Raw genomic sequence first — 26,022 nt, forward strand, 5'->3', positions numbered from 1 at the left:
CGGGCGCAGTGATGAAGTCCGAGGGTTTCCGATGAGTCACACGATGGATATTTTCTGGCACGACGACGTGCTGCGCCACGACACCGCCGCCGGCGTGTTCGAGGCGCCGCCCAGCGACCTGCTGGCCGAGCAGCTGCTGCACCCGGAGAGCAATCCCCGGCTGCTCAACATGCGCGCCATCCTCCAGCGCGCGCCGGTTGCCGGCTCGTTGAACTGGCATGAAGGCCGCCACGCCAGTGAAGAGGAACTGCTGCGCTTCCACGATGCCGACTACCTGCGCGGCATCTTCGAGGCGGACGCCCAGGGCAAGCGCTTCAGCAGCACCACGCTGATGTCCGCCGGCAGCCTCGCCGGCCTCCTGGCCGCCGCCGGCACCAGCCTGCTGGCGCTGGAAAGCGTGCTGGCGACCGGCAACCCGGCCATGGCCCTGGTGCGCCCGCCGGGCCATCACGCCGCGCCGGCCATGGCCGACGGCTACTGCTTCTTCAACAACGTCGGGGTTGCCGCGCGCGCCGCGCAAGCGGCGGGGCTGGAGCGGGTGGCCATCGTCGACTGGGACGTGCACCACGGCAACGGCACCCAGGAAGGTTTCTACGACGATCCTTCGGTGTTCACCGTGTCGCTGCACATGGACCACGGCGCCTGGGGCCCGAGCCATCCGCAGTCGGGGGCAGCGGACGAGCGCGGCTACGGCGCGGGGCTGGGCAGCAACCTCAACCTGCCGCTGCCCATGGGTTCGGGCGACCAGCTCTACGAGATGGTCTTCAGCCGCTTCGTCGAACCGGCGCTGCGCGCGTTCAAGCCGGACCTGCTGATCATCGCCAACGGTCTGGACGCCTCGCAGTTCGACCCCAACGGCCGCCAGCTGGTGACCATGCAGGGCTTCAATCGCCTGGCCCGCCGCGCCCGCGCGCTGGCCGACGAACTCTGCCAGGGACGGTTGCTGGTGGTGCAGGAGGGCGGCTACAACCCGGCCTACAGCGCCTACTGCCTGCATGCCGCGACGGAAGGCTTCCTTGGCCAGCCGTCAACGCTGCCCGACCCGCTGGCGTACATGCCGGAACCGGCCGCGCGGGTGGAAGCCGACCTCGCTGCGCTGGACACGCGGTTGGCAGCGGCGGGGTGGAAGTTCGCCTGAGCCTCCGGCGCGCCCCGTTCGCGCCGGGCTGCCTGCCTTCGTAGGGCGCATAACGCGCCAGCGTTATCCGCCGCGGAAGGTCCGGCGGATAACCTGTTCCAGGTTATCCGCCCTACATCTGCGCGGGCTCAAGTGTAGGAGCGGGCCATGCGCGCGATCGCGGGCATGGCCCGCTCCTACAGGAAGGCACGTGGTCAGCGATGATTGCGATAACGCTCGGTCAGGGACTGCACGCGGGCGACGTAGGTTTGCGTCTCGCTGTAGGGCGGTATTCCGTTGTACTTGTCGACGGTCATCTCTCCGGCGTTGTAGCTCGCCAGCGCCAGCCGCTGATTACCGTTGAAGCGCTTGAGCAGCCAGGCCAGGTAGCGCACGCCGCCGCGAATGTTCTGCCGCGCATCGAACGGGTTGGTCACGTTGAAGCGCTCGGCGGTATCGGGCATCAACTGCATCAGCCCCTGGGCGCCGGCGACGGAAATGGCGTTGGGCTGGAACGCCGATTCGGCATGGATCACCGCGCGGACCAACGCCTGGTCGACGCCGTAGCGAGTCGAGGCGGATGCGATTTCCTGGCGATAGGAACGGGTGTCCAGGCGCAGCGTGGCGACGTTGAAGTCCCTCGGCGCCATGCACAGGTAGCAACCCTTGATGTAATACACATCGATCACGTCGACCCGCGCGGAGATCCCGACCGGGCGGCGGCTCACATACTGGCGAACGCCCTTGTGGACGAAGGTGTACACCCGCACCCGCCCTGCACCCGGCTCGTCCCCGCGCTCGGATGCCGGCGCGGCCTTCGGCCTGGTGCCGGCAGTCGCGCCCGCCTTGCCGGTCTGGCCAGACTTGTGGTTTTGAAGCGTGCAGCGAGCGCCGGCAACGGCGTGGCTGGTGTGGCTGACGGTTCCGTCGCGGGCCTGGCATTTGAACAGGGCGTTGGCGTAGAGCGGAGCGACCAGCAGTGCCAGTCCGATGCAGCCAGGAAGGCTCCTGCGAGCCCATCGCCAGGTTCTGGAACTCATCAAACCGCTCCGCGCCGCGGGCGCCGATCAGGCTGGGGAAACCTGATCCGGGTAAAGGGAAAGGGCCATCAGGGGCAGTCGCAGCCGGGTTGATCCTGGGCGACCTGCCGTTTCGTTTCGCTAGTTATAGCCCTTTCAAACGGTTGTGGAGCTTGGGGGGACGTACGGCTGGCCGGGGTATCAGGTTACGGTGCAGGTCCGCAGATTCGCGAGCAAGCTCGCTCCTACGCAGAGCGTGTGGCACTCCCTTGTAGGGGCGAGCTTGCTCGCGAACATCTGCAACGCCGAACTCAACCGAGAATGAAGTACACCTTGCGCACCGGCGTGAGGTTTTCCCAGGTTCCCTTGAAGCCCGCCGCAACCACGAAGGAGTCCCCCGGCCCGAAGGTCTTCGCCACGCCATCGGTGTCGGTCAGGCGCACGGTTCCTTCGAGGATGTGGCACAGCTCGTCGTAGTCGCACTCGCAGCGTTCCAGGTGCACGCCGGCTTCCCAGATGCCGGCAATGGCGTTCTTTTCCGGGGCGCTGAAGTGCCGCCAGCTGCGGCTCTGGTACGGCGCGTCGACGATCGCCGGATCGTTGATCTCGCGCTCCTGCGGGGCGAGTTCGGGGTTGGCGAAGTCAATGACGTGGCGGGGCAGGGTGGACATGAGGTTCTCCATCAGGAATCGAAACCGACGCCGAAGGCATCGAAGGTCTTGAGCAGCAGATCGCGGCGGCCGGTGCGGTCTTCCTTGGCCAGTGAACGCTGGGCCAGGCGCACGCCGAGGTAGCGCAGCGGCTCGGGCGGGAAGGGGAAAGGCTTCTGCGAAGTCATGCGCAGCTCGGTGCGTTCGGTGCGCTCGCCGCCCAGTTGGTCGAGCATGTTCAGCGCGGCGAAGCGGCTGGCCGCCACGCCCTGGCCGGTGAAGCCCAGCGCATAGGCGACGCGTCCGCCGAGCACGCAGCCGGTGAACAAGGTGGTACGCGCCGAGGTGTCGATGATGCCGCCCCAGGCATGGCTGAACTCGATCGGGCCGAGCTGCGGGAAGGCCTCGCGGAACTGTCCGGCCAGGCGCTGGAAGCTTTCCGGGCGCTGGGTCAGGGCCTCGTCGCGGCGGCTGCCGAAGTGGTAGATGGCGTCGAAGCCGGCCCAGAGGATGCGGTTGTCGGCGGTCTTGCGCAGGTAGTGGAACTGGTTGCCGGCATCGGCGATGCCGTAGCGGTCGACCCAGCCGATGGCGCGCAGCTGGTCGTCGGTGAGCGGCTGGGTGACCAGCGAGTAGTCGTACACCGGGATCACGCTGGAGTTCAGGTGGCCGAGCAGTGGCGGGGCGATGTTGGTCGCCAGGGCGATCTGCCCGGCCTCCAGCTCGCCACGATCGCAGCGCAGCATCAGGCGGTCGCCGCGCTGGTGCAGCTCGTGCACGGGAGTGTTCTCGAACAGCTCGATACCCTGTTCCAGGCATACCCGGCGCAGCTCGGCGGCCATCTTCGCCGGATTGAGCAGCGCGTAGTTGGGCTCGAAAACGCCAGCCCTGTACAGCGGCGAGTCGAGCTTCTGCGCCAGTTCCGCGCCTTCGAGCCACTCGCAGTCGATGCCGAAGCGCTGGTAGTTGCTCTGCATGCCGCGCAGGCCTTCGACCTGCCAGGGCTGTATGGCGACGCTGAGCTTGCCGCGACGCTCGAACTCCACGTTCATGCTGAAGCGCTTCAGATCCGCCTCGAACTCGTCGAGGTTCTGACGGCCCAGGCGTACCAGGGTTTCGGCTTCTTCCGGCCAGCGGCGCAGGGCATTGCCTACGCCGTGGGAAATACTCGGCGCGCAGAAGCCACCGTTGCGCCCGCTGGCCTCGCCACCGCAACGGCGCGCCTCGACCACCGCGATGCTCGCGCCGGGCCAGCGCAGGCGGGCGTGCAGGGCGGTCCAGAGACCGGTGAAGCCGCCGCCGACCACCACCAGGTCGAAGCGGCGATCCGCTTCCAGCGCCGGTGCAGCGGGAGCGGGATCGAGGGTGTCGAGCCAGAAAGGTCGGGGAGTGGCGTGCGCAAGAAGGGCGGATGTCATCGGAAAACTCCGGCAGAATGTCGGAAGAAAAAGCGGTCTTCGGGCCGCGTCCGAGTTTTGTAATCGCTCCGGGGTGCCCAGGCATACGGCTTGCCGCTCTTTGCGGGCACGCCCGGAGCAGCAAAAGCCGGCCAAGACCGGCAGGGGAAAGCGATGAGTGAAGAACAGGGCTGGAGCGCCACGCTCGAAGACACGACCTACCAGCCCGACCCAGCCAGCGCCGCAACCCACGCCGTGGTGATGCGTTATCACCAGGCCTGGCGCTGCCATGACATCGAGGCGCTGATGGCGCTGTTCGACCCGAAGGTGGAGTACAACGATTTCTTCCAGGGTCGTCGGATCGCGCCGAACGAACTGCGCGACTATCTGCAGACCAGCATGCCGGCGGCTGGGGACGAGTCGCAGGTCTATGCCGACCGCCTGCGGGTTGATGGCGACACCGCCTTCCTGCAGTACCAGGTGACCCTGCGTGGCACCCAGGGGTTGGTGTCCTTCCGCGCCACCGAGGCCTATACCGTGCGCGACGGGCGGATCATCCGCGTCAACGAGCACGCCGCCCTGGTCGGCCAGCCGCAGAAAACCGCCAGCGAGCCGCAGCCGCGCATGGCCGACAGCCGCCTGGGGCTCTCCGCGCGGCAATTGAGCCTGCTCGGCGGCGACATCCAGCAGTACTTCCAGCAGACCCGGCCGTTCCTCAACCCCGACCTGGACATGCCCCAGGTCGCGGCGGCCACCGGCTACACGCGCAACCAGATTTCCTACTTCCTCAACCAGGTGCTTGGGCTGAGCTTCTACCAATACCTGAACCAGCTGCGGCTGCGCCACCTGCTCGGCCAGCTCGACGGCGCCACCAGCGTCACGCGCATCGATGAACTGGCGCGGGCGGCGGGGTTCCGTTCGCTGTCGACCTTCTACCGCTGCTTCCGCGAAGAGACGGGGTTGTCGCCCAAGGCTTACCTGGAACAGAAGGCGGCTTCGTGAGCGGAGTGCTTTTGTAGGATGGCGTGGAGCGAAGCGATACCCATCGATCACGGGTGACCCTCGCGATGGGTATCGCAAGCTCCACCCATCCTACGAGGCTTCCCCACGGCTTCGCAGGCGGGCGGTTTGCGAGCAAGCTCGCTCCTACAGACAGTCCCCTCCGCGCGTGCCCGCATGCACGGCGTCCGCGTTATCAACCCCGTGCCCATTTCCCTATGCTCGGCCCACAAGCATTCCAACAAGCTCAGGAGACCTTCGCATGCGCGACCAGCTCTATATCGATGGCCAATGGCAGGCACCCGCGCAAGGCGGCCGCTTCGAGGTGTACGAACCCTCCAGCGAAGCCGTGCTGACCGAAGTCGCCGCCGCCACCGGCGAGGACGTGGATCGAGCCGTGCAGTCCGCGCGCCGGGCTTTCGATGAGGGCGAGTGGGGCCGCAGCAGTGGGAAGGAACGCGCCGGCTACCTGCGCGCCATCGCCGACAACCTGCGTGGCCGCCGCGAAGACCTGGCCCGCCTGGAGGTGCAGGACAACGGCAAGCCGCTGCCCGAGGCGCAGTGGGATATCGACGACGCCATCGGCTGCTTCGACTACTACGCCGAGCTGGCCGAAGGGCTGAATGACGAGGGCGAAGTGGTCGCGCTGCCCGACGAACGTTTTGCCTGCCGCGTGCTGCGCGAACCGGTCGGCGTGGCCGGGCAGATCATCCCGTGGAACTACCCGTTGCTGATGGCTTCGTGGAAGGTCGCCCCGGCTCTCGCCGCTGGCTGCACCGCCGTGCTCAAGCCTTCGGAACTGACCCCGCTGACCTCCCTCGAGCTGGCCGCTGCCGCCGATGCCGTGGGCCTGCCCAAGGGCGTGCTCAACGTGGTCACCGGCCTGGGCCGCGACGCTGGCTCGCCGCTCTCGGCGCATCCGGGCGTGGACAAGCTGGCCTTCACCGGCAGCGTGCCGACCGGGCGCGCGATCATGCAGGCGGCAGCCCAGGACATCAAGAACGTCAGCCTGGAGCTGGGCGGCAAGTCGGCCTTCATCGTGTTTGACGATGCGGATGTCGAAGCGGCCGTGGAGTGGATCCTGTTCGGCATCTTCTGGAACCAGGGCCAGGTGTGCAGCGCCACCTCGCGCCTGCTGGTGCAGGACGGGCTGCATGACCGGCTGATCGAGCGCCTGGTGGAAGAAACCCGCCGCATCACCATCGGCAACGGCCTGGAGCCGGGTGTACTGCTCGGCCCGCTGGTCAGCGCCGGCCAGCACGCCAAGGTACTGCAGGCCATCGAGGCTGGCGTGCGCGATGGCGCCAGGTTGGTCACTGGCGGCAAGCGTCCGGCGCATCGGGACAAGGGCTGGTTCGTCGAGCCGACGGTGTTCATCGACGCACCGCTGGAAAGCGCCGTATGGCGCGAGGAAATCTTCGGTCCGGTGCTCGCCGTGCGTCGTTTCAAGGACGAAGCCGAGGCGTTGCGCCTGGCCAACGACAGCCAGTTCGGCCTGGCGGCTGCGGTGATGTCTGCCGATCCGTCGCGCTGCCAGCGCGTGAGCCGCGGCCTGCGCGCCGGCATCGTCTGGGTCAACTGCTCGCAGCCGACCTTCACCCAGGCGCCCTGGGGCGGCTACAAGCAGAGCGGCATCGGCCGCGAACTGGGCGTGTGGGGGCTGGACAACTACCTGGAAACCAAGCAGGTCACCGAGTACCTCAGCGACCAGCCGTGGGGTTGGTACATCAAGTGATGTGAGGGGGCGGCGGATAACCCGTTCCGGGTTATTCGCCCTACGGTGCTGCGGACTCCATTGTAGGAGCGGGCCATGCCCGCGATCGCGCGCAGGGCGCGCTCCTACAGGGGAATGCCGTCGCTCCGGCTCAGACCAACCCCTTCCCCTGCAAATGCTCGCGCAGGTAGTCGATGAACACCCGCACCTTGCGCGTGCTGCGGCGGTGCGGCAGGTAGAGCACATGCACCCAGGGACCGAACGCGCTCTGGTCGCGCCAGCAGTCGGGGAGCTGTTCCACCAGTTCGCCGCTTTCCAGGTAGGGCAGCGCGCTCCACTGGGGGAGGAACTGCAGCCCCTGGCCATCGAGCAGGCACGAGAGCAGGAAGTCGTAGTTGTCGCTGGCGATGCGCGGCACCGGCTGGCGGATGCGGATGCGTTCGCCGTCCCTCTGCACCCACCAGAAATTCCGGTTCAGCAGCGGGTGGCGGAAGATCAGCCAGTCGTGCTCCTCGTAGTTCTCCAGCGTCACGTCCAGGCCCTTTTCCGCGAGGTACTTCGGGCTGGTGCAGAGCATCAGGCGGTTCTCCAGCAGCGGCTGGGCGATCACGTCCGGCAGGTCGATGGGGCCGTCGCGCAGGGCGATGTCGTAGCCGCCTTCCACCAGGTCGACGAACTCGTCCAGCAGGTCCACTTCCAGGCGCACCTGCGGGTGTTCTCGGAGGAAACGGCAGCAAACCGCGTTGAAGAAGGCCGGGGCGAAGGATGGCGGTGAGACGATGCGCAGGCTGCCGCGCAGTTCGGTCTGCAATTGCTCGACTTCTTCGCTGGCGCGCTGCAGCTGCATCAGCGCCGAGCGCGCGCCTTCCAGGTAGATATGCCCGGCCTCGGTCAGCGCCATGCGCCTTGTGGTGCGCTCGAACAGGCGCTGGCCCAGGTCGGCCTCCAGCTGCGCCACGCCCTTGGTGATCGCCGACGGCGTCTTGCCCAGCTGTTCGGCGGCGCGGCTGAAGCCGCCGTGGTCGGCGGTGGCGACGAACATGGTGAGGGCGGTCATCTTGTCCATGGATTGCTTCCTGGTATTGCTTCCTGACAGGAACAGAAGTTGTGCGGGAAGTCAGTGTTAAAGCCGCCGTGGCTTTTGCTTAACCTTCGTCACAGATCAACAATAACGAAGGCTCTGCGATGAAACTACTGATTCCGGCGCTGGTGTCGGCGGCTTGCGCTTTTTCCTCGATGGAAACTATGGCCGCCGCCGACCTCATCTTCCACGGCGGCAAGGTCTACACCGCCGAACCCGGCCAGGCGCTGCAACAGGCGGTGGCGGTGGAGAACGGCCGCATCCTCGCCGTCGGCTCCGACGCGCAGATCCTCAAGCTCCAGCAGCCGGTGACGAAAGTCATCGACCTGCACGGCCAGGTGCTGATGCCCGGTTTCATCGACGCCCATACCCACCTGGTCAAGGGCGGGCTGCAGATGCTCCAGGCCAACCTGGACAACCAGAACCTGCCGCTCGCTGAGTTCGAGAGCAAGCTGCGCCAGTGGCGCGATGACGGCCGCGCGCGGCGTGGCCAGTTCCTCTATGTCGGCGGTGTGCCGACGGCGTACTGGGACGAGCTCGGCGAGCTGCAGCAGCGCTTCAACCAGGGGGAATGGGCGAAACAGCCGATCCTCCTGGCCGGCGGCGACTACCACACCGGCTGGGCCAACCAGGCCCTGCTCGACCTCGCCGGCATCGACGCAGCCAAGGTCAGAACGCTGAAGGGCGAAGAGCAGGCCACCATCGGTCACGACGCCGACGGCAAGCCCAACGGCTTCCTGGTGGATGCCGGCCTCTACCCGGTGCAGGCGCTGCTGCCGCTGGCCAGTAACGACGAGTTGCTCAAGGCCCTGAAGGGCGCGCAGAGCTACTACCACGAGCTGGGCATCACCGCCTGGATGGAACCCTTGGCGAACGAGAACCCCGGCGGCGACATCCACAACGATTCCGTCGGCGTGCTGCCGGCCTACAAGATGCTGGCGGAAGAGGGCGGACTGACCGCGCACGTCGCCGCCTTGCTGATGGCCGACTCCAAGGCGACCCCGGCCGACCTCGACGAGCTGGACAAGGTGCGCCAGCAGTTCATCGGCGTGGAGAACCTGACCCTGCCGGGCATCAAGGTCTTCGCCGACGGCGTGGCCGAGGTGCCGGCGCAGAGTGCGGCGATGCTCGAGCCCTACAGCAACTCGAAGAAATACGGCGAGCTGCTGATCGACCCCAGGCACTTTGGTGAGCTGGTCAGTGCCGCCGACGCCCGTGGCTGGCTGGTGCACATCCATGCCATCGGCGACCGCGCGGTACGTGAATCGCTCAACGGCATCGAGCAGGCGCGCAAGGATCGCCACAGCGGCATCCCGCATTCCATCACCCACCTGCAGATGGTCAACCCCAGGGACTTCCCGCGCTTCAAGGCGCTCGACGTGATTGCCGCCATGCAGCTTTACTGGGCCGCGGCCGACGAGAACAGCGTCGACCTGGTCAAGCCCTACGTCAGCGCCATGGCCTTCCTGCACATGTACCCGGCGCGCTCGCTGCTGAAGAACGGCGCGACCCTTTCCGGCGCCAGTGACTGGCCGATCACCACGCCTGATCCGTGGAAGGCCATCTACCAGGCGATCCAGCGCGTCGGCCCGAAGGGCGTGCTCAACGCCGCCGAGGACATCGACCGGCAGACCATGTTCCAGGCCTACACCCTCAATGCCGCGCGCACCATGCGCCTGGAGCAGAGCATCGGTTCGCTCAAGCCGGGCAAGCAGGCCGACCTGGTCCTGCTCGATCGCGACGTGTTCACGGTCAAGCCTGAAGCGCTGCGTGATACGCGAGTGCTCAAGACCTGGTTCGCCGGCCGCGAAGTCTATAGTCGTTCGAGCGAATAACGCTGATCCATCCGGAGTGCCCCGGCGCTCCGGTGTCGTTAAAAAAAGCAATTGCAGGAGCCTTGCCGTGATTCTTCACACCTTCACCACCGACATCCGCGACCCGCTGCAGCGTGGCCGGCAGATCGGCGAAACCTTCGCCGAGCAGATCCGCCAGACCGTGGCGCTGTACCTGGACTTCTTCCCGCGCGTCGGCGTGGAGCTGGACAAGGCGCGCGCCATCGGCGAAGCCAGCCTCGCGGCGCTGGCCGACTGGTGCCCGGCCCTGGCAAAGGAAGTCGAAGGCCTGGCCCTGGGCGTGTCCTTGCCGCTATGGCAACTGGCGGCGCTGAATGCGCGTACCGAAATTCTCGCGGTGATGCCCGAGCAACCGGTGGAAGGCGAGTGCTCCACCTCCGTCTACGCCCCGGCGGGCGCGGTTGCCCCGCGCAGCCTGCAGACCTGGGACTGGCACGACAGCCTGGTGCCCCATGGCCTGCTGCTGGGCTTTACCGGCAGCACCGGCCTGACCGCCAAGCTGTTCACCGAGTTCGGCATGCTCGGCAAGATCGGCGTGAACAGCGCCGGATTGGGCGTGCACTTCAACATCCTGCACCACGCCAGTGACGACGGCAGCGCCGGCGTGCCGGTGCACGCCATCGCCCGCCGCGTGCTGGAGGAAGCCGCCAGCGTCACCGAGGCCATCGACATGGCGCGTTCGGCGCGGGTCAGTGCATCCACCGTGCTGACCGTCTTCACCCGCAACGACGTGCGTGCCCGTGCCGCCAGCATCGAGATGAGCCCGGCGCACACCGCCGTGGTGGTGCCGCGCGAGGATGGCTGGCTGCTGCACACCAACCACTTCCTCGACGGCGAACTGAGCTGGGGCGAGCGTACGGCGGACGTGTCCACCACCTACGCGCGCCTGGAACACCTGAAGGCCGGCACTGCCGGCATGACCGGCAAGGCCCTGCGCGAGCGCGCCGATGCCTTCTGCGGCGCCGACGGCGACCAGGCGGTGGTGTGCTTCCACCCGGACATGTCCGAGCCGGACACCGAACGCTGGGAGACCCTGCTGAGCCTCGGCCTGGATACCGCTGGCTGTGCGCTGGAGTACGTGGCCGGCACGCCGAAGAAGCTGGCGGATGAGGGGTTCCTGCGCTTCTGAAGCTCTCCCTCCCGTCGTAGGGCGCATAACGCGCCAGCGTTATCCGCCGCCGACCTACGGCGGATAACCCGTTCCGGATTGTGCGCCCTACGTATCACCACTTGCCAAACCAACGCCCCGTGACGGCCCGCCGGCCGCCGCGCGGGTTTCGTGTTGCCACAAAAACAAGAGTGAACCGCCATGATCGACCACACGCCCGCAGCTCCCGGCTCGCGCTCGGCCTTTCGCACCTTCTGCGTCTCCGGCATGGGCACCGCGCTGGAGTTCTACGATTTCGTCATCTACGGCTACGCCGCCGCACTGATCTTCCCGCAACTGTTCTTCCCCGGCATGGATCGCCTGACCGCCGTGCTGGTCGCCTTTGCGGCCTTCGGCGCCGGCTTCTTCGCCCGCCCGCTGGGCGGCGTGGTGTTCGGCCACCTGGGGGACCGCTACGGTCGGCAGAAGGCGTTGGTCGCCACTCTCGTGCTGATGGGCCTGAGCACCCTGCTGATCGGCTTCCTGCCGACCCACGCCAGCATCGGCGCGGCCGCGCCCGTTCTGCTGGTGCTGCTGCGCCTGGTGCAGGGTTTCGCCGCCGGCGGCGAGTGGGGCGGGGCAGCGCTGTTCGGCATCGAGGTCGCACCCAAGGGGCGCCGTGGCCTGTGGGGCAGCTTCACGAGCATGGGCATCGGCATCGGCGGCATCTTCGGCTCGGCGGTGTTCGCCATCGTTAGCTTCGCCTTCGACGACGACCTCAGCGGCATAGCCTGGCGCATCCCGTTCTGGCTCGGCGGCCTGCTGGTGCTGGTCGGTCTCTATGCGCGCCTGCAGAACGCCACGCCACAGCCCAAGGCCGCGCCGCAAGCCGAGGCGCGCATGCCGCTGATGGAGGCCTTCCGCCGTCGCCCGCGCGAGCTGCTGCTGTGCATCGGCATCGCCTTCGGTTACGTCACCATCGCCTATATCGGCAGCACCTTCTTCCTCGCCTATGCGACGGACATCGGCTACAGCAGCAGCCATGCCTTGCTGTTCGATTTCTCGCTGTCGGTGGCCATCGTCGCCTCCGCGCCGTTCTTCGGGCACCTGTCGGACCGTTTCGGCCGGCGCGTGGTGATGATCTTCGGGGCGGCAATCATGGCGCTCGGGCTGTTCGCCTTCTTCCCGCTGATCGGCCTGCACAACCTGCCGCTGGCTCTGTTGGCGTACATCGCCGTGGGCTTCTTCATGGGCGCGACCCAGGGGCCGATCCCGGCATTTCTCGCCGAGCAGTTCCCGCGGGAAATGCGCTATTCGGGAATATCGTTCAGCTACCAGATCGGCGCGGCGCTGGGCGGCGGTACGGCGTCGAGCATCGCCACCGCCATCCTCATCGCCACCGGGCGTAACCCGTTTGGCGTGGCGCTCTACGGCGCGGCGGCGCTCTTGTTGGTGGCGGTGTGCTCCTGGCTGCTGCGGGAAACCTCGCGCCTGCCGATGGAAGTGATCGACCGCGACGACGCCGCGCCGGCAGCGGTATCGGTGCAGGCGATCAACTGACCGCGCGTGCCCTGGTGCCCGGCACGAGGCCGAGCACCAGGGCGCAGCCGACCAGGATGATCAGCGCGCCCACGCCCTGCATCAGCGACAGGCTTTCGCCCAGCACCAGCGCGCCCACCAGCACGGCGACCACGGTGACGACGAACTCCACGCTGATGGTTTTCGTGGCGCCGATGCGCGCGACAAGCTGGAAGTACACGACGTAGTTCACCGCGCTGAGCACGCAGCCGCACAGCAGCAGGAAGAGGAAGTCGACCGGCTGTGGCGTGCCGGGCACCGGAACCCAGATCAGCAGCGGCAGCGTCAGCAGCCCGCCGATCAGGAAGGCGCCGCAGGTCACTTCCCAGGGCCCGGCGGTGCGCAACTTCAGGCTTGCATAGTTGCTGCCGAAGGCCGCGCACACCGCACCGAACACAGAGGCCGCGCTGCCGAGGATGAATTCGTGGGTGATCGGCACCGCCGGGAAGCCCACCAGCAGCACCATCCCGCAGAAGCCCAGCACCAACCCGCCCAGACCGCCCCAGGTGATGCGCTCCAGGCCCCAGAGGCGGCCGATGAGCATGGAGAACAGCGGAATGCCGGCGACGAAGATTGCCGCCATGGCGGTGCCGATGCGCGGGGTGGCGTAGGTCATGCCGATCAGCTGGCCGGCCACCGTGGTCGCGCCGACCACGCACAGCGGCTTCCACAACCCTTCGAAATTCAGCCGGCGCCCGGACAACTTGGCGACCGCGAACAGCGTGAAGCTGGCGATCAGCGCGCGGAAGCTGACTGCGCCAACCCAGCCGAACCCGGCGATGGCCTTGAGCAGCACGAGAAAGGACAGCCCCCAGCCGATCGCAAGGAACAGGTAGGCGGCAAGGTCGCGCGGTTGCATACGACTCCGGTGGCGCAAGGCAGAAGAAGGCCACCGAAAGGCGGCGGCGAATGCCGCTATCTTGCCGGGCGCCCATGACCCTTGGGAAGGCGGCGCACCGACGTTTCTCTATCCGCCAGCGGCGCCTTCAGCTGCCTGCATTGCAACCTGGCACGGCAGTGCGCGGGCGAGGCAGTCTCCGCTAGGCGTTCTCCACCCGCCTGTTCGCCAGGGCCTGCGGGTTCGCCATGTTCTTCGGTGTTCCGCCGAAGAACGCCACCACGTTGTCGAAGGCATCGCCGAAGTACAGCTCGTAGCCGTTCTTCTCCACGTACCCCAGGTGCGGGGTGCAGAGCGCGCGGGGATGCTTCAGCAGGTCGTTGTCGGCGGCGAGCAGCGGCTCCTGCTCGAAGACGTCCACGGCCGCGTAGCCAGGTCGGCCGGCGTTCAGGGCCTGCAGTAGCGCGCCAGGAGCGATGAGCTCGGCGCGGCTGATGTTCACCAGCAGGGCGCTGGGCTTCATGCCCGCCAGGTCCGCGAAGGTGACCCCATGACGGGTGCTCTCGGACAGGCGCAGGTTGAGGCTGAGGATATCCGCCTCGGCGAAGAAGGCCGCGCGCGAAGCAGCCGCCTGATGACCGTCGGCGATGGCGGCGGCCCGGCTGTTGTCGCTGCCCCAGACCAGCACCGGCATGTCGAACGCCTGCGCATAGCGCGCCAGACGCTGGCCGATCTTGCCGTAGCCCCAGATGCCCAGAGTCTGCCCGGCCAGCGCGTGGCCCAGGTTGACCTGCCATTGCCCGGCCTTGAACGCTTCGATGGCCGGAACGAGTTGCCGGCGCGCGGTGAGGATGAGCGCCCAGGCCAGTTCGGCGGGCGCCACGGGCGAGCCCCGTCCCTCGGTCACCACGATGCCGCGCTCGGTGCAGGCGTCCAGGTCGAGGTGGCCGGACACCTTGCCGGTCTGGCTGATCAGCTTGAGCCGGGGCAGCCTGTCGAGCAGCGCAGCGTCAATGCGGGTGCGCTCGCGGGTGAGCACCAGCGCGTCGGCATCGGCGAAGCGTGCAGCCAGCTCATCCGCCGAAGCGGGGCCCAGGTCATGCAGCACGCGCACATCGTGCCCGGCCAGTTGGCTGTAGCAGTCCAGTGTCCGGATCACATCCTGGTAGTCATCGGGGATGACGATGTTCATGGGGAGTCCGCCTCTGCGGTCGTTTGGGTTACCGCAGGACGATATCCGATCTTCAGGGGGCTTTCGATCCTGCGCCTTACACCGCCAGCGTTTGGTGCAAGGTATCGCGCAGAGATTTGAAGGCCCGCGCAATCCGCCGGATATCGCATTCAGGATGACGGTCGTGCAAGCCTGAAAAAGCCCGCACAAGGGCGGGCTGAAAACTGTGGCAGGTTCGCGCGGGGCCTCAGCGTGACGCGCGGGCTTCCGCCTCCAGCAGCCTGGCCGCATCGCCCACACGCATCCATACGCCGCCCTGCCATTCCAGCATGGCCAGCGAATGGTCCTGCACCCTGCGCTGGAAATAGCGCGGGCCGTTGCCTTGCTGCAGCCGCGAATCCCGCAGCACCGGCACCACCTCGTTGCTCAGCCACTGCCGCAGGTTGCGGTTTTCCGGGTGGAAGAAATAGAGCAACAGCAGCGTGTACAGGCCGCTTTCGCTGACCAGCAATTCGTCCTCGCGGCCGCCGGCCAGCTGCTCCCAGCGGTACTGGTCCGGGTCGAGCTTGCGCGGCACGCGGGCGCTGAAGTGGGTGTTGGTCAGGCGCGCCAGGTCGCGAGCGACGAACCAGGCCTGGTGGTCGATCATCAGCGCGCGCAGGGTGCGGTCGAAGCGGTGGAATAGCTGGACACTCAGGCCAGGATTGGCCGGGAATTCGATCCTTGGAGTCATGGGCGTTCTCCGTGCACAGGGCAGGAAGTACAGCGAGAAAACCGCCCCCGAAAAGGGAGGCGGACCGTGCAAGGGTGGAAACCGGTTGATTGAGCAATAGACCGGCCGGGCCGAAGCCCGCCTCACACGGTCCGCCATAGACAGCCAGGGCTGACCCAGCCTCGCGAAAGGCTGGGTCGTCCCTGCTACAGCAGTGCTCAATCAAACAGGTTTCCACACCTGGCCACGGCTGTTCCGTGGCGGGAGAAACGCTAAGCAGAGGCTTTGTAGGACCGCAATGCCGATGGCGAGTCAGGAACTTCCCGGAAGCCAGCGCTGCGCCGGAAGGATGCTTCGCGGCGTAGGAGCCAGGTTCAGGAAAGGTGGGAGAGGGTGACAGTCCAGGTGGTTCGCGTATGTAGGCTGGTTCGCTGCGACTGGAAGGAAGGCGGATAACACGGCGGGTCATTCGTCCTACAGCTGGAGTGGGTCACTACAGACGGCCGCTCTGCCCCGGCTGGCGCCGCGCACGCTCTGCCTCGAACGGGTGACGCTGGTTGCAGCCTATCGCGCCAAGGTTGCGTGACAGCAGGGGGAACACCGTAGGGGTATCTGGTCATACGCCCGCTTCCGGCCGATTGGTGCCTGTGATGTGGGGCAGTTGCCGACCCATAGCGGACGTCTCAGGTATAGCGCTCGCTGTAGTTAAGGCTAGATGCCTGCTTTAGACCCATGGCCGGCCATCTCAGAAAGAACGCACCGCCGGGCTGGCCAGGTCCTGCAGGTAAGTGAGATCGCATAGCAGCCATTGCCGGAGCCGGCCCTGGATGCGCCCCGCGTGCTGCCAGTCGGAGAGCAGCCGACTCAGCGATTCAGGACGAATGCCCAGGTGCGTGGCGAGCTGGCGTTGGCTGATCGGCAGATTGAGACACTCGCCCTGGCGACGGTGCAGGCCGAGCAGATAGGCGGCCAGACGCTGGGAGGCGGAACTCGCCGTCAGCCAGTCGACCTCGTTGACCTGGCGGTAGAGGCGCAGGCTGAGATTTTCCAGCATGCGCATGGCCAGCGGCGGATGGCCCTCGCAGGCCTTGCGCAGTGCGTTGCGGCTCAGTCGGAAGAATTCTCCGTTGTCCTGGCTGCGAGCGTTCATCGGGTAGCGGCCGTGAGGCATGAACATCGCCGCTTCGGCGATCAACTGGCCTTCGCGGAACAGGTGGAAGACGCGCTCCTCGCCATCGCAGGTGAAGCGCAGCATTTCCACACAGCCACGCCGTACCAGCAGGAAATGCTCGGCGGGATCTCCTTCGCGAAACAGCAGCCTGCCGGCCTCGGCGCGTAACAGGGTCGCCGATTCACATAATCCGGCCATGAGGGCGTCCGGCAGGTCGGCGAACTGGGGGAGGGCACCGAGCAACCGCTGGCATTCACCGCGATCTGGCGCGAACTTAACATTTGTCATTCGTGATGAGCGTGCAGGCTGCAATGATATGCGAATGAAGATAAGACTTATTCGCATATCAATCAATCGGAGGCTTCCGCGCCTCTTCCTTTCACTTGCACTGGTCGCCTGCACCTGCCTGACTTCGCCCGGCGGCATGGCCCGGGAAAAGGTGTTGCGGTTGGGTGGCCCCGGTGCGGTGGTCAGCTTTCCGCTGCTGCACATGGTGGAAACCAATGCGCTGGCGGAGTACGCCGAGCGCGTCGAATTCCGGCTCTGGCAGAACCCCGATCAGTTGCGCGTGCTGCTGGCCAAGAACGAACTCGACTACAGCGCCGCCCCGGTGAACCTGCCGGCGCTGATGGCGGGGCGCGGGCAGCCTGTGCGGCTGCTCAACGTCTCGGTGTGGGGAATCATCTGGCTGGTAAGCCGCGACCCACAGGTGAAAGGCTTCGCCGACCTGGCCGGCAAGGACGTGGTGCTGCCTTTCCAGCGCGACCTGCCGGCGATCCTGATCAATGAGCTATTGCGCAGCCATGGCCTGGAGCCGGGCAAGGACCTGACGCTGCGCCCGGTCCGCGACGGCCAGGACGCCCAGGCACTGCTGCTGGCAGGTCGCGCCGATCACGCCCTGCTGGTGGAGCCGGCGGTGTCCCTGCTGCTTTGGCGCAACCGTAGCGAGGGTGGGGCGCCGCTCTACCGCGTGCAAAGTCTCGAGAGCGCCTGGAAGCAGGCCTTCCCTCGGCAGCCTGAACTGCCTCAGGCAGGACTGATGAGCAGCCCGCAGCGCGCCGAGGACGGCGAGTTGGCGCGCGCTGTGGAGGCCGCCTACGCCGAGTCCGCCCGCTGGTGCAGTACGCAGCCGCGGGACTGCGCGGAACTGGTGCATCGGCACCTGCCGCACCTGCCGGTGGAGGCGGTAGAGGAGTCTATCCGCGTCACGCGCCTGGACAGTGTTGCCGCCAGCGCCGCGCGCGGGCCACTGGAGGCGCTGTTCGGCCTGATCGCCGAACGCCATCCGCAAGCCATCGGTGGCTCCATGCCGCCTGCCAGCTTCTATGGGCCGTGAGATGAGCCGAATGACTTCCCGACGCTGGGCTGTGCTGGGTGGCGCCCTGTTGCTGGTGGGCTGGCAACTGCTGGCGATACGCCTGGGCTCGCTGCTCATGGCAACTCCCTGGCAGACGCTGCAAGCCATGGCCCGCCTGCCTTTCGAGGCCGACTTCCGTCTCCATGCCGGCACCAGTCTGCTGCGCATTGTCCTGGGCGTTGGCCTGGGTTGCCTGCTGGGCTTCTGTCTGGGCTTGCTGGCCGGGCTGGACGCTCGTGTACGTGGCCTGCTGGAGCCGTTGCGCTGGCTGCTGATGTCGGTGCCGCCAGTGGTGGTCGTGGTGCTGGCGATGCTCTGGGTCGGGCTCGGCTCGGCCATGGTGGTGCTGATCAGCGTTCTCATGCTGGCGCCGGGCATGTACGTGAACACCGTCAAGGGCATGCAGATGGTCGACCGTGGCCTGCTGGAGATGGCGCGGGTCTACCGCTTCAGTCCCTGGCAGAAGTTGCGGCGGCTCTACATCCCTTCACTGACCGCGCCGCTTGGAGCGGCACTGTTGATCGCCACCTGCGGCGGTGTGCGTCTGGTGGTGATGGCTGAAGTGCTTGGCGCGGAAAGTGGAGCCGGTTTCGCGCTGGCTAACGCGCGTAGCACGTTCGACAGCGCCGGGCTGTATGCCTGGACGCTGCTGATCCTGCTGCTGGTCGCTGCACTGGAGTTCCTCCTGCTGCAGCCGCTGCAGCGGCGCATGGGCCGTTGGCAGGAGGCCGCCCGTGCTTGAGTGGTATGGAGTCGATCTGCGGCTGGGCGAACGGCGCGTACTCGCCGACGCTTCCCTGCGCCTGCTACCCGGTGAGCGGGTTGGCATTCTCGGGCCCAGCGGCGCCGGCAAGAGCAGCCTGTTGCGCCTGGCGGCCGGCCTGCTGAGGCCCCATCGGGGGCAGGCAGACAACGGATTCCGCCATCCCGTACTGGCCTTCCAGGAGCCGCGTCTGCTGCCCTGGTGCCGGGTTGCGGAGAACCTGGAAATCCCTCTGCGCGCCATCGGCCACGACCGTGCAACGGCGCGTCGGCTGGCCAGCCATTGGCTGGAGCGCGTCGGCCTCGCCGGGCATGAGGGTGCCTGGCCGAATCAGCTGTCCGGCGGCATGGCCCAGCGTGTTGCCCTGGCGCGCGCTTTCTCGGTCGAGCCGGACCTGCTGCTGCTCGACGAGCCATTCAGCGCGCTGGACCCGGCGCTGCGCGAATCGCTGCTTGATCTCTGCCGCGACTGGTTGGCCAGTTCTGGTGCGGCGCTGCTGTGCGTCAGCCACCACCCCGGCGAGCTGGTCGGCCTCGTCGAGCGCTTCGTGCTGGTCAACGACGGCTCGCTTCGTCCATTCGACCTCAGTGGACACACCGCCGATCAAGCGGCGGCGGTCCTTCATCAGACCCTGCTGGCCCTAGAGATACCCGCGCCATGATCTATCCGATCCTGCTGACCCTGCACCTGTTCGCCGCGCTGATGTTCATCGGCACGGTGTTCTTCGAGGTGCTGATCTTCGAGAGCGTGCGCAAGCACGTGCCGGCTGCGGTAATGCGCCAGGTGGAGCAGGGCATCGGCAAACGTGCGCGGCGGCTGATGCCCTGGGTGTTGCTGGTGCTGTTCAGTGCCGGCCTGGGCATGGTCTGGACGCGCTACCTGCCGCTGCTGGCAGACCCGCTGGCGTCCTCCTTCGGCACCTTGCTGAGCCTGAAGATCCTCCTCGCCCTGAGCGTACTCGGGCACTTCTTCACCGCCATGCTCCTGCTCTACAGCGGGCGCATGAACTCGACGTATTTCCGCCGGATTCACCTGAGTGTCTTCAGCCACATGGTCGGCATCGTGCTGCTGGCCAAGGGCATGTTCTACCTGAGCTGGTAAGCCAGATTTCGTGCAGACGGAGCTTGTCATGAGTCGTTGCTTGTCCCCCAAACGCCACTTCCCTTCGAAACTCTCATTTCCCCTGCTGGCCCTCGGCCTGCTGCCCCTGGCGGCGGTGGCGGAAGATCGCCTCGAGCTGGAGCCGATGCAGATCAGCGAGAAAAGCCCCGCGCCGGTCAGCGTGTCGGCGCAGGCCGAACGCCAGCGCCTGGACCGTGTACCCGGCGGCACCAACCTCGTCGAGCCACAGCGGGAGACGCGGCTGGCGACCCTGCGCGACGCGCTGGACTACCAGCCCGGCCTGGTGATCCAGGACTTCTTCGGCGGCACCGACCAGCCGCGCCTGAACATTCGCGGCTCGGGCATCCAGAGCAATCCGGTCAACCGCGGCGTGCTGTTGCTGCAGGACGGCCTGCCGCTCAACGAGGCCGATGGTTCCTTCATCATCGGCCTGCTGGAACCACGCAACGCTTCGTGGATCAGCGCGCGTCGCGGTGCTAACGCCAGCAGTCCCGGTGCGACCGCGCTGGGCGGCGAGCTGGAATTCAATTCACTGACCGGCGCCGACGAAGCCGGACGCGTCCGACTGGAGGCCGGCAGCTTCGGCCGCCAGGGCCTGCAGGCCGCCGCCGGGCTGGATGGAGGCGGGCACGATGCGCGGGTGAGCGTCAGCCATGACGAGTACGACGGCTATCGTCATCACTCCGCTTCCCATCGCACCGTGGTGCAGAGCAACTTCGGCCTGGACCTGGGCAACGGTGTGCAGAACCGCAGCTACCTGTCCTATAGCGACCTGACCTTCGAGATCCCCAACGTCATCACCAAGGCGCGTCTGAAGGACGATCCACGCAGCGTGCTGGGTGACGGCAACACCGCGCAGGACCGCCTGCTCAACGTCTACAAGCGCGACCCGCACCGCGACACCCAGCAGCTGCGCCTGGCCAACCGTACACAGTGGAGCGGCGCGGGCTGGCAGCAGAGCTTCGGCGTCTACGGGCAGAACACCCAGGACGACTTCACCGACCCGCTCAGCCACACCCTTACCGACAGCGACACGCTCGGCGCGCAATGGCAGCTCGAAGGCGAGCAGCGCCTCTTCGACTATCGCCTGGGCGTCAGCTGGGCCTACAGCGACATGACCCGCGAGCTGTACGCCAACAACCCGCAGAATGGCAGCCGCATGCAGCGCTTCGGCAACTTCGACCTGGAGGCGTCCAACCTTGATCTGCTGCTCGGCCTGGACTGGCACTTGGCGCCGGACTGGACCCTGGTCACCGAGGTGAAGTGGAGCGATGTCCGCCGTGATGCGGACTCGCGTGATGGCGCCGGTCATCTCGACCAGGGCTGGAACTTCGCCACGCCGAAGATCGGCCTGAACTGGACGCCCAGCCCCGACCTGCGCTGGTACGCCAACATCAGCCGCAGCCACGAGGCGCCGACATTCTGGGAAATCGTTTCCGCCGAAGTTTCTCCCGCGGCTCCCGCGGCGGCACAAGCGCAGCTGGTCAACCTCGACGTGCAGCGCGCGACCACGTACGAGATTGGTGGCACCGGTCGAATCGCTCAGACCGACTGGAGCTTGACGCTGTACCAGAGCGACGTGGAAGACGAGCTGATCTCCACCAGCGATGCCTACGGAGTGAAGGTGGGAACCTACAACTACGGCTCGCGTACCCGTCACCGGGGTGTCGAAGCGGGGCTGAACGGCCTGCTGCCGACCTCGGCCAGCATCGGCGGCGACCTGGCCTACCGAGTGGCCTGGACCTTCAGCGACTTCCGTTTCCGTGGCGGCGAGTTCCAGGGCAACCAGATCGCCGGCGTGCCGCGTCAGCTCTGGTCGGCCGAGCTGCTCTACCGGCGCGGGCCGTGGAGCGTCGGGCCGAACCTGCGCTGGCTGCCGCAGGACACGCCGACCGACCACGCCAACACCCGCAACAACTATCAGGACTCCTACGCGCTCTGGGGGCTCAAGGCCAGCTACAAGGCGCGTGAAGGGCTGAGCGTCTACGTGCAGGGCGACAACCTAGCCGACAAGACCTATGCCAGCAGCTACGTGATCCGCAACCGTGCCGACGCCAGCCAGCCGACTTTCCTCAGCGGCAATGGGCGCAGCCTGAGCGTGGGGGCTGAATATGCTTTCTAGGCGTCTGCGATGTAAAAATTGCGGCGCCTCTGGCGATGAGCTGCGGCTACCAGACCTCACCGTACACTGGCTTCGCTAAAGGGAATTTCCGATTCTGGCTGGTTTCAGTCACTGGGCGGTAGACAAGGAGCACGGTTGCGGAATTCATGGCCCAGGTTGGTATATCGATCGCTTGGAGACTGCGTAATTACGGGTTTCAGGGGAACGATGAAACAACAACCGACCAGGGGGAATCCTCGTAGATAGCGGGGAAGCGGGGATCTAATCACCTTCATCGGCCCCTAGTGCCTTAGGGGCCCTCACTCACTTCCGGCGACAGCTATCGACCCGAAGTTGATGCTCGCTAGTGAGCTGCATCGGCCAAAGCGGCAACGACAGCCAGGAAGCAGCTCGCGTTGATTGTGTCCCTCTCTCGGATATGGCCAGCGGACCTTTTTTGCTCGCCGCCGATCGCTTGATGGCTTAGATATCTAAAGAAAGTGTTCGCTCGCTTTTTGATTGGCAATGTCGGTAAGCTGGAAGACAGGGCCATTCAACGAGTAGCCCACGCACGAACTCAAAAAATAAGAATGTGGGGAAGAAGATGACCGCGAAGCGATTGCTTCAATTGGCGCTCTCGGTGGCATTCCTGGCAGGTACCAACGCCGTTGCCGAGAGCGGGCGGGTCAACATCTACAACTGGTCCGACTACATCGGCGAAACCACGCTGAGAGATTTTCGGAGCGTGACTGGTATCCGGCCCTCCTATGACATTTTTGATGCCAACGAGACGCTGGAGGCCAAGCTTCTAGCTGGCCACTCTGGATACGATGTAGTAGTCCCAAGCAGCCATTTTCTGAGCCGGCAGATTCAGGCAGGAGTGTTTTCTCCCCTAGATCGATCTCTGCTTCCCAACTATCGGAATCTCGATTCTGAGATCCTCAGGCAACTTGCCAAGAATGACCCCGGCAATCTCTATGCGGTGCCTTACCTGTGGGGAACAGGAGGGCTTGTCTACAACAAGGACAAGATCCGAAAGGTGCTGGGCGTCGACACCATTGATTCCTGGTCTGCCTTGTTCGATCCGAACACGATGAAGAAGCTGCATCGGTGCGGCGTCGCGGTGATGGACTCGCCAGATGAGCTTTACGGCGCTGCGATCCATTACCTTGGCAGGGATGTCAGCAGTGCGACCCTTCACGATTACGAGGATGCGACGGCGCTGATCAAGAAGATCAGGCCCTATATCAGCTACTTCCACTCGTCAAAGTTCGTAAGTGATCTGGCCAATGGCGAAATCTGCCTGGCGATGGCCAACTCTGGCGATGGCGTACAGGCAATCGAGCGTGCAAACGAAGCCAACAACGGAGTCCATTTGGAGTATGTGGTGCCCAAGGAAGGGGGCAACGTCTGGTTCGATGTCCTGGCCATTCCGGCAGATGCGCCGCACAAGGAAGACGCTCATGCCTTCATTAACTTCCTCCTTGATCCTCAGAACATTGCAAAGGTCACGGCCTACACCGGATACGCCAATCCCACGCCTGCTTCGAGGCAGTTCTTGCCTGCGTCCATTGCGCAGAACGAAGTGGTTTATCCCACGCCGCTGACGATGCAACGTCTCTACGTAGCAGTTCAGCCTGCCCCGCAGTACGTGCGCTATGTCGTGCGCGCCTGGGTTTCGGTCAAGAGTGGAATCTAGAAATATGGCGATGATTAGGCTGGGTGAGATCGTCTGGTCCTATTACCATGCGGCACTACCGGCAGCATCTCTCAGAAATCAGCAGCGGAATTTCAATCGATGAAGACCAACGACGACGTAGTGATCAGCATGCTTGAAATGTGCGGGATCCCGTTGCCGAAACAGCGTCGGAGTCTGGATACCTATCACAGGATTCTGCGTGCTGCGCAGGAGTGCGTGGCCGAGTCCGGATACAGCAAGACCAGCACCCAGGAAGTCGCCAAGCGTGCGGAGATTTCCCACGGCGGACTCTTCAAGCGCTTCCCGACCAAGGTGAGCTTGATGGCATCGATGGTCGGCTACGTGGAAGCTCAGGCCCGGAAAATGGCTGTAGAGCACATGACGGAGGAGCTGATGAACTCCTCAACCCGTGAGCGGGTTCGCTTCTTCATCGAGGGCTATTGGGGGTTCGTACAGACCCCGCAGTTCAAGGCTATTGATGAAGTCTGGGACGAGACCCGGACTGACCCTCAGCTCCTCGACGCACTGCGTCCTATCATCGAGTCTGACGTGGTTGCCGGGGATCTCACGTTCTACTTTCCGGAGCTCGAGAATGGCGTGGCAATCCAGTTCATCAGCCAGATGATCTACTCCAGCCTGGAGTACCTCGCCTTCAACCATGGCATGGGCGCTGACGATCGGGCTTCGGAAAAGCTCGAAATTCTGATCGATCTGGTGTGCAGAGAAATCGAGCTGCTTCGTGGCAAAGCAGGGCAATAGACAGAAGCGTTCTGTTCATCATCCCACTGGTAAGTCGGTTTCGTTTCCCCCGTTATCTTCCTCTCCACATTGAGTGATCAATGCGCCTTCGTTCGCCAGATTGATGCGCGAAATTTTAAAAGCGAGTGATCGCTTTCTTTTTTCTGCGAAGGCGATATAGTAGGGCCACCCGCGCAGAGTGGCCGTTTGAGCTTCGACCATTGGAAGCTCCCCGCTCGAGTAGGGGCATCGGATACGCGGGCGCTGCAGAACGCCCTTCGGTAGTGCCGCGACATAAAAATTACAAATCGACGGAACCCGCATGAAACTTACGATAAAGCGCCAAGCGTCAGGCCGTTTTTGCGCCGGTTTGCTGGCAGTAACCGCTCTCCTCATCTCCTCATGCAGCTACCAGGCGGGCGCTCAAGTGGAAACTCAGGTTGCCCGTTCGAGCTTGCCCGGCATGCCGTCCAACGGGGAAATCTTCGGTTTCATCCAGGACATCACCGACTTCGGTCCACGTCGCACCGGCAGCGAAGCAAACGTCAGAACAGCCGGCTACATCGCCAGCAAATTCAAAGATTTCGGCCTGACTAACATCACCATCGAGAAGGGTGACACCTATCAGTGGGATGCAGAGAAGTGGGGCCTGGATGTTGATGGCAAGGGCATTCCGGCCTTCTACATGCGCCACAGCTTCCACTCGGGCAAGGAGGGCGAGTTCAGTACCGGCTCAGGCGGCCGCCAGGCTGAATTCATCTACGTTGGCGACCGCAAAGACCTGAAGGGGCTGGATGTAAAAGGCAAGATCGTGGTTGCCGATGTTGAACTCGGCGAGATCAGCATGGCCAAGATGCGGCTCGGTGCCGATACGGTCTACGACCCCGCCAAGACCTTGGGACTGTCTGACCGCCTGGATCCGTTCACCCCGAACAACTACCCCTACAACATGGCCTCGGCCATTGAGGGTGGTGCTGTCGGCTTCGTCGGCATCCTCTCCAACTACTTCAACAGCAATCGCTTCTACAACGAAGACCTCGCGTACTTTGTCAGCGACGATCTGTACCTGAGCATCCCGGGGATGTGGGTAAGCCACGAAGACGGTGAAGCTCTCAAGGAGATCCTCAAGGCCAAGCCCAACGCGACAGGTCGCCTGGTTCTGGAAGGCGACGTCAAGAAGGTTCAGTACCGCACGGTGGTGGGTTTCCTTCCTGGCAAAAGTGCCGAAACCCTCATGGTCCAGTCCCACCACGACTCTGGTTTCATGGGAGCCGTAGAAGACGCGAGCGGCGTCTCCGAGGTCCTGGCACTGGCTCAGTACTACGGCAAGCAACCGCCCAAAAGCCGCGATCGCAGCATGATGTTCGTGGTGATGGATAGCCACTTCACCGGCTATGAGGCGCATGAGGACTTCGTGAAGAAGAACATCCTCGGAGCGGGTGTGAACGTACTTGCCAACGTCACTGTCGAGCACATTGCCCGCGAGATGGAGGTGAAGGACGGCAAGGCTGTCATGACTGGTCAGGTCGATCCGCGCATCTTCATCACGTCTCCGTCCCTGATTGATCTCACCAGTGAGAAGGTCGAGCAACACGACTATCGACGTTCGATGGTGATGTCGACCAAGCTGTTTGATGACGATGAAGGTCTACCCACCGATGTGGGGCCCATCCAGCTCAAAACCGGCATGCCAGTGATCAGCCTGATCTCAGCGCCGGTGTATCTCTACGACATTGCCGACACTCTGGACAAGGTGGCCGTCGAGGAGCTTCAGCCTACTGCGGTGCTGGTAGCTGATCTGCTCGACTCGCTCGACAAGATGCCGGCCGACAAGATCGGTCGCGACGAGAAGTAA

General features: G+C 65.1%; 23 protein-coding genes. 14 read left to right on the forward strand and 9 right to left on the reverse strand.

Features of this window, described 5'->3' with window-relative positions:
- The first annotated feature begins 43 nt into the window (after positions 1 to 43).
- Complete coding sequence (locus ABKS89_RS13505) at positions 44 to 1,138, forward strand: arginase family protein (RefSeq protein ID WP_348589067.1); 1,095 nt, start codon at positions 44 to 46, stop codon at positions 1,136 to 1,138.
- 194 nt (positions 1,139 to 1,332) lie between these two features.
- Here the strand turns inward: ABKS89_RS13505 and ABKS89_RS13510 are convergent, their stop codons facing one another.
- From ABKS89_RS13510 to ABKS89_RS13520, 3 genes are all read right to left on the reverse strand, one after another.
- Complete coding sequence (locus tag ABKS89_RS13510; RefSeq protein ID WP_348589066.1) at positions 1,333 to 2,157, reverse strand: lytic transglycosylase domain-containing protein; 825 nt, start codon at positions 2,155 to 2,157, stop codon at positions 1,333 to 1,335.
- Between the two features lie 290 nt (positions 2,158 to 2,447).
- Entirely contained in the window at positions 2,448 to 2,807 is a 360-nt protein-coding gene (locus tag ABKS89_RS13515; RefSeq protein ID WP_138216477.1) for a cupin domain-containing protein, read from the reverse strand.
- Between the two features lie 11 nt (positions 2,808 to 2,818).
- Positions 2,819 to 4,204, reverse strand: coding sequence for an NAD(P)/FAD-dependent oxidoreductase (locus ABKS89_RS13520; RefSeq protein WP_348589065.1), 1,386 nt, complete (start codon positions 4,202 to 4,204; stop codon positions 2,819 to 2,821).
- 240 nt (positions 4,205 to 4,444) lie between these two features.
- On the opposite strand from ABKS89_RS13520, the gene ABKS89_RS13525 reads away from it, so the two are divergent.
- Both ABKS89_RS13525 and ABKS89_RS13530 read left to right on the forward strand, forming a co-directional pair.
- Positions 4,445 to 5,185 carry a helix-turn-helix domain-containing protein gene (locus ABKS89_RS13525; protein ID WP_348589121.1) on the forward strand — a complete coding sequence of 247 codons (741 nt, stop codon included), beginning with the start codon at positions 4,445 to 4,447 and terminating at the stop codon, positions 5,183 to 5,185.
- A 259-nt stretch (positions 5,186 to 5,444) separates the two neighbouring features.
- Complete coding sequence (locus tag ABKS89_RS13530; RefSeq protein WP_348589064.1) at positions 5,445 to 6,917, forward strand: aldehyde dehydrogenase family protein; 1,473 nt, start codon at positions 5,445 to 5,447, stop codon at positions 6,915 to 6,917.
- 130 nt (positions 6,918 to 7,047) lie between these two features.
- Here ABKS89_RS13530 and ABKS89_RS13535 read toward each other — a convergent pair whose 3' ends face one another.
- Positions 7,048 to 7,962 (reverse strand): LysR family transcriptional regulator, encoded by a 915-nt coding sequence (locus tag ABKS89_RS13535; protein ID WP_348589063.1) that lies wholly within the window; start codon positions 7,960 to 7,962, stop codon positions 7,048 to 7,050.
- A 119-nt stretch (positions 7,963 to 8,081) separates the two neighbouring features.
- On the opposite strand from ABKS89_RS13535, the gene ABKS89_RS13540 reads away from it, so the two are divergent.
- The 3 genes from ABKS89_RS13540 (at position 8,082) to ABKS89_RS13550 (ending at position 12,477) form a co-directional block, all read left to right on the forward strand.
- A complete protein-coding gene (locus tag ABKS89_RS13540) occupies positions 8,082 to 9,812 on the forward strand; it encodes an amidohydrolase (protein ID WP_348589062.1) in 1,731 nt (576 codons plus the stop codon).
- A gap of 67 nt (positions 9,813 to 9,879) precedes the next feature.
- Positions 9,880 to 10,959, forward strand: a complete 1,080-nt coding sequence (locus ABKS89_RS13545) for a C45 family autoproteolytic acyltransferase/hydrolase (protein WP_348589061.1) — start codon at positions 9,880 to 9,882, stop codon at positions 10,957 to 10,959.
- A 180-nt stretch (positions 10,960 to 11,139) separates the two neighbouring features.
- Positions 11,140 to 12,477 (forward strand): MFS transporter, encoded by a 1,338-nt coding sequence (locus tag ABKS89_RS13550; protein ID WP_348589060.1) that lies wholly within the window; start codon positions 11,140 to 11,142, stop codon positions 12,475 to 12,477.
- On the opposite strand, the gene ABKS89_RS13555 is transcribed toward ABKS89_RS13550, so the two are convergent.
- The 4 genes from ABKS89_RS13555 to ABKS89_RS13570 all read right to left on the reverse strand — a co-directional run bounded on the left by ABKS89_RS13555 (position 12,470) and on the right by ABKS89_RS13570 (position 16,630).
- Positions 12,470 to 13,354: a DMT family transporter gene (locus tag ABKS89_RS13555; RefSeq protein WP_138216469.1), complete on the reverse strand. Its 885-nt coding sequence runs from the start codon at positions 13,352 to 13,354 to the stop codon at positions 12,470 to 12,472. The genes ABKS89_RS13550 and ABKS89_RS13555 overlap by 8 nt on opposite strands.
- A 181-nt stretch (positions 13,355 to 13,535) precedes the next feature.
- Positions 13,536 to 14,525, reverse strand: a complete 990-nt coding sequence (locus ABKS89_RS13560; protein ID WP_348589059.1) for a D-2-hydroxyacid dehydrogenase family protein — start codon at positions 14,523 to 14,525, stop codon at positions 13,536 to 13,538.
- Positions 14,526 to 14,751: 226 nt separating this feature from the next.
- Complete coding sequence (locus ABKS89_RS13565; protein WP_348589058.1) at positions 14,752 to 15,237, reverse strand: BRO-N domain-containing protein; 486 nt, start codon at positions 15,235 to 15,237, stop codon at positions 14,752 to 14,754.
- Between the two features lie 724 nt (positions 15,238 to 15,961).
- Positions 15,962 to 16,630 carry a helix-turn-helix domain-containing protein gene (locus ABKS89_RS13570; protein ID WP_518301020.1) on the reverse strand — a complete coding sequence of 223 codons (669 nt, stop codon included), beginning with the start codon at positions 16,628 to 16,630 and terminating at the stop codon, positions 15,962 to 15,964.
- A gap of 196 nt (positions 16,631 to 16,826) precedes the next feature.
- On the opposite strand from ABKS89_RS13570, the gene ABKS89_RS13575 reads away from it, so the two are divergent.
- The 7 genes from ABKS89_RS13575 to ABKS89_RS13605 all read left to right on the forward strand — a co-directional run bounded on the left by ABKS89_RS13575 (position 16,827) and on the right by ABKS89_RS13605 (position 24,188).
- The gene (locus tag ABKS89_RS13575; protein ID WP_348589056.1) at positions 16,827 to 17,723 is read left to right on the forward strand and encodes an ABC transporter substrate-binding protein; all 897 of its coding nucleotides are present in this window, start codon (positions 16,827 to 16,829) and stop codon (positions 17,721 to 17,723) included.
- A gap of 10 nt (positions 17,724 to 17,733) precedes the next feature.
- Complete coding sequence (locus tag ABKS89_RS13580; RefSeq protein WP_348589055.1) at positions 17,734 to 18,486, forward strand: ABC transporter permease; 753 nt, start codon at positions 17,734 to 17,736, stop codon at positions 18,484 to 18,486.
- Complete coding sequence (locus ABKS89_RS13585; RefSeq protein ID WP_138216971.1) at positions 18,479 to 19,168, forward strand: ATP-binding cassette domain-containing protein; 690 nt, start codon at positions 18,479 to 18,481, stop codon at positions 19,166 to 19,168. Before ABKS89_RS13580 ends, ABKS89_RS13585 begins: the two co-directional genes overlap by 8 nt.
- Entirely contained in the window at positions 19,165 to 19,608 is a 444-nt protein-coding gene (locus tag ABKS89_RS13590) for a CopD family copper resistance protein (RefSeq protein ID WP_151187400.1), read from the forward strand. Before ABKS89_RS13585 ends, ABKS89_RS13590 begins: the two co-directional genes overlap by 4 nt.
- 28 nt (positions 19,609 to 19,636) lie before the next feature.
- On the forward strand, positions 19,637 to 21,751 hold the full coding sequence (locus ABKS89_RS13595; protein ID WP_348589054.1) for a TonB-dependent receptor family protein: 2,115 nt from the start codon (positions 19,637 to 19,639) through the stop codon (positions 21,749 to 21,751).
- 583 nt (positions 21,752 to 22,334) lie between these two features.
- Positions 22,335 to 23,429 (forward strand): polyamine ABC transporter substrate-binding protein, encoded by a 1,095-nt coding sequence (locus tag ABKS89_RS13600; RefSeq protein ID WP_348589053.1) that lies wholly within the window; start codon positions 22,335 to 22,337, stop codon positions 23,427 to 23,429.
- Positions 23,430 to 23,528: 99 nt separating this feature from the next.
- Positions 23,529 to 24,188 (forward strand): TetR/AcrR family transcriptional regulator, encoded by a 660-nt coding sequence (locus ABKS89_RS13605; protein WP_348589052.1) that lies wholly within the window; start codon positions 23,529 to 23,531, stop codon positions 24,186 to 24,188.
- An 18-nt stretch (positions 24,189 to 24,206) separates the two neighbouring features.
- Here ABKS89_RS13605 and ABKS89_RS13610 read toward each other — a convergent pair whose 3' ends face one another.
- Entirely contained in the window at positions 24,207 to 24,389 is a 183-nt protein-coding gene (locus ABKS89_RS13610; RefSeq protein WP_348589051.1) for a hypothetical protein, read from the reverse strand.
- A gap of 100 nt (positions 24,390 to 24,489) precedes the next feature.
- On the opposite strand from ABKS89_RS13610, the gene ABKS89_RS13615 reads away from it, so the two are divergent.
- Positions 24,490 to 26,022 (forward strand): M28 family peptidase, encoded by a 1,533-nt coding sequence (locus ABKS89_RS13615; RefSeq protein WP_348589050.1) that lies wholly within the window; start codon positions 24,490 to 24,492, stop codon positions 26,020 to 26,022.

This window comes from Pseudomonas sp. LABIM340, assembly GCF_040017195.2.
Classification (GTDB): domain Bacteria; phylum Pseudomonadota; class Gammaproteobacteria; order Pseudomonadales; family Pseudomonadaceae; genus Pseudomonas.

Excerpts from the sequence above, each read along its gene's own strand:
- ABKS89_RS13610 (WP_348589051.1), bottom strand. The coding sequence starts at position 24,389 with ATGGTCGAAGCTCAAACGGCCACTCTGCGCGGGTGGCCCTACTATATC.
- ABKS89_RS13565 (WP_348589058.1), bottom strand. The coding sequence starts at position 15,237 with ATGACTCCAAGGATCGAATTCCCGGCCAATCCTGGCCTGAGTGTCCAG.
- ABKS89_RS13590 (WP_151187400.1), top strand. The coding sequence starts at position 19,165 with ATGATCTATCCGATCCTGCTGACCCTGCACCTGTTCGCCGCGCTGATG.
- ABKS89_RS13505 (WP_348589067.1), top strand. The coding sequence starts at position 44 with ATGGATATTTTCTGGCACGACGACGTGCTGCGCCACGACACCGCCGCC.
- ABKS89_RS13615 (WP_348589050.1), top strand. The coding sequence starts at position 24,490 with ATGAAACTTACGATAAAGCGCCAAGCGTCAGGCCGTTTTTGCGCCGGT.
- ABKS89_RS13525 (WP_348589121.1), top strand. The coding sequence starts at position 4,445 with ATGCGTTATCACCAGGCCTGGCGCTGCCATGACATCGAGGCGCTGATG.
- ABKS89_RS13600 (WP_348589053.1), top strand. The coding sequence starts at position 22,335 with ATGACCGCGAAGCGATTGCTTCAATTGGCGCTCTCGGTGGCATTCCTG.
- ABKS89_RS13530 (WP_348589064.1), top strand. The coding sequence starts at position 5,445 with ATGCGCGACCAGCTCTATATCGATGGCCAATGGCAGGCACCCGCGCAA.
- ABKS89_RS13555 (WP_138216469.1), bottom strand. The coding sequence starts at position 13,354 with ATGCAACCGCGCGACCTTGCCGCCTACCTGTTCCTTGCGATCGGCTGG.
- ABKS89_RS13580 (WP_348589055.1), top strand. The coding sequence starts at position 17,734 with ATGACTTCCCGACGCTGGGCTGTGCTGGGTGGCGCCCTGTTGCTGGTG.
- ABKS89_RS13560 (WP_348589059.1), bottom strand. The coding sequence starts at position 14,525 with ATGAACATCGTCATCCCCGATGACTACCAGGATGTGATCCGGACACTG.
- ABKS89_RS13510 (WP_348589066.1), bottom strand. The coding sequence starts at position 2,157 with ATGAGTTCCAGAACCTGGCGATGGGCTCGCAGGAGCCTTCCTGGCTGC.
- ABKS89_RS13595 (WP_348589054.1), top strand. The coding sequence starts at position 19,637 with ATGAGTCGTTGCTTGTCCCCCAAACGCCACTTCCCTTCGAAACTCTCA.
- ABKS89_RS13520 (WP_348589065.1), bottom strand. The coding sequence starts at position 4,204 with ATGACATCCGCCCTTCTTGCGCACGCCACTCCCCGACCTTTCTGGCTC.
- ABKS89_RS13605 (WP_348589052.1), top strand. The coding sequence starts at position 23,529 with ATGAAGACCAACGACGACGTAGTGATCAGCATGCTTGAAATGTGCGGG.
- ABKS89_RS13540 (WP_348589062.1), top strand. The coding sequence starts at position 8,082 with ATGAAACTACTGATTCCGGCGCTGGTGTCGGCGGCTTGCGCTTTTTCC.
- ABKS89_RS13550 (WP_348589060.1), top strand. The coding sequence starts at position 11,140 with ATGATCGACCACACGCCCGCAGCTCCCGGCTCGCGCTCGGCCTTTCGC.
- ABKS89_RS13515 (WP_138216477.1), bottom strand. The coding sequence starts at position 2,807 with ATGTCCACCCTGCCCCGCCACGTCATTGACTTCGCCAACCCCGAACTC.
- ABKS89_RS13535 (WP_348589063.1), bottom strand. The coding sequence starts at position 7,962 with ATGGACAAGATGACCGCCCTCACCATGTTCGTCGCCACCGCCGACCAC.